This is a genomic window from Aquabacterium sp., assembly GCF_041915145.1.
Classification (GTDB): Bacteria; Pseudomonadota; Gammaproteobacteria; order Burkholderiales; family Burkholderiaceae_C; genus Aquabacterium.
Genome location: NZ_JAYSBZ010000163.1, coordinates 1 through 2,247, shown reverse-complemented (window position 1 = coordinate 2,247; position 2,247 = coordinate 1). Strand labels below are relative to the sequence as shown.

Here is a 2,247-nt window from a genome sequence, read left to right as displayed (position 1 = left end):
CGGTTGAAGGAACTCAAACAGCGCCACCTCTTTGTGCCACGCGGCACCAAAGTGCCCGCAGAAATCGCTGCGGTGTGCGAAGCCAATGTCGACGTCGCTTTGATCGAAAAGCATTGGGTGTTAGCGCCGATGTAAAACTGACCCACTGCGCCGGAGTAAAAGTGACCCACCTGGGCGACGATGGCGGCTTTTTGGCCGTCGATGTTGACCCAGGAGCAGGCAGTGGAGATACGTGTGATGGCCCGCAGGGGCGAAGGGATCAGGGAGATCGCGAGGCAGCTTGGCTGCTCGCGCAACACCGTGCGGCGGTACTTGCGTGAGGAGGAGGCCAGCCGCTACGGGCCGAGGTCGCCGCGAGCGACGAAGCTGGATCCGTACACGGCGTACCTCGCCGAGCGGCTCGAGCAAGCCAGGCCGCGGTGGATTCCGGCGACAGTTCTGCTGCGGGAGATTGTCGAGCGTGGCTACGACGGCGGCATCAGCCAGCTCAAAGCGTGGCTGGCGCCGCTGAAGCAGACCACGCCGGAGCCCGTGGTTCGCTTCGAAACGCCGCCTGGCCATCAGATGCAGGCCGACTTCACCTGGATACGCAAAGGCCGCGACCCGCTGGTGGCGTTCGTGGCGACGCTCGGCTACAGCCGGGCGAGTTACGTGAAGTTCGGCCGCAGCGAGGATCTGGAGGCACTGCGCACGGGGTTGCGCGAGGCCTTTGACTTCTTCGGGGGCGTGCCGCAGCACGTCCTGTTCGACAACCCCAAGACCGTGGTGATCGAGCGCGACGCCTACGGAGAGGGGCTGCACCGCTGGAATGAGGGCCTGCGGCAACTGGCCGAGGAATGCGGCTTCACCCCGCGACTTTGCCGGCCGTACCGGGCCAAGACCAAGGGAAAAGTCGAGCGGTTCAACGGCTACCTCAAAGGCAGTTTCCTGGTGCCGCTGGCGGCCAGCCTGAAGGCCGCCGGCCTGAAGCTCGCGCCGGAAGTCGCCAATGCGCACGTGCGCCGCTGGCTCGATGAGGTCGCCAATGCGCGGGTGCACGCGACCACCAAGGCGGTGCCGGCCAGGCGCCTGGCCGAGGAGCAGGCGGTGATGCTGCCCGCCCCGGCGCTGAAGGCGCAGGCGGCGCTGCCCGTGCGCGTCGCGATCCCGATCGAGAGCCTGCAGCACCCGCTGGCCGTGTACGACGAGCTTCTCGGAGTGGCGGCATGAACCTGCAGCACCAACGCATTGCCGCCCTGTGCGAGCAACTGAAGATGGCCTGCCTGGCCACGGAATGGCCGGCGCTGGCGCAGCAGGCCGCCCGGGATGAGGCGAGCTTCGCCGACTTCGTGGAAAAGCTGCTGCAGTGCGAATCCGCCGCTCGCGAGCAGCGCAAGCGCTCGACGCTGATGAAGCTGGCAACCATGCCGTCGGTGAAGACGCTCGAGCAGTTCGACTGGGCGATCGGCAGCGGAGCGCCCAAGGCGCAGATCCAGGAGCTGGCGCATCTGACATTCGTTGAACGCGCGGAGAACGTGGTCTTGCTCGGCCCGAGCGGCGTGGGCAAGACCCATATCGCCCTGGCGCTGGCACACCGCGCCGTGATGGCGGGGCACAAGGTGCGATTCATCTCCGCGGCCGACCTGATGCTGCAACTCGCCGCGGCGAAAGCCCAAGGGCGCCTGAAGGAATATTTCAACCGCGCGGTGCTCGGGCCGAAGCTGCTGGTGGTGGACGAGATCGGCTACCTGCCGTTCGGGCGCGACGAAGCGACATTGTTCTTTAACCTGGTGGCCAAGAGGTACGAGCGCGGATCCATGGTGCTGACCAGCAACCTGCCATTCACGCAGTGGGCCACGGCCTTTGCCGACGACCAGACGCTGACGGCGGCGATGCTTGATCGCTTGCTGCACCACGCCCACATCGTGCAGGTCACCGGCGAGAGCTACCGGCTGAAGGACAAGCGCAAAGCCGGTCAGGCGGCAAGGAGGGCCGTACCCGCCGAATGACGGTGGGGGCGCCTCTCGATCGCTGCGGGCTTCGCCCTGCGCGCCCGAGAGGCTGAAGTAACCAGACCCGGGTGGGTCAGATTTACTTCGGCGACCTTGCAGGAAAGTGGGTCAGATTTCAGTCGGCGTTGACAAGATTGCGCCCACCAGGCTGGAGAGCATCAACTTGCGGGGTGTGTTTCGCTTCCCGGTTGACCGCTATGCTGACCAAATCCTGCCTTCGCGGCCAAATGCATCGATAACTGGCACCAATGGATGA

General features: G+C 65.5%; 2 protein-coding genes. Both read left to right on the top strand.

Annotated elements, in window-relative coordinates; translation table 11 throughout:
• The first annotated feature begins 201 nt into the window (after positions 1–201).
• Positions 202–1,209, top strand: coding sequence for an IS21 family transposase (gene istA / locus ACE3SS_RS15545; RefSeq protein ID WP_374595503.1), 1,008 nt, complete (start codon positions 202–204; stop codon positions 1,207–1,209).
• Complete coding sequence (istB, locus tag ACE3SS_RS15540; RefSeq protein ID WP_374595501.1) at positions 1,206–1,988, top strand: IS21-like element helper ATPase IstB; 783 nt, start codon at positions 1,206–1,208, stop codon at positions 1,986–1,988. Before istA ends, istB begins: the two co-directional genes overlap by 4 nt.
• Positions 1,989–2,247: the final 259 nt, after the last annotated feature.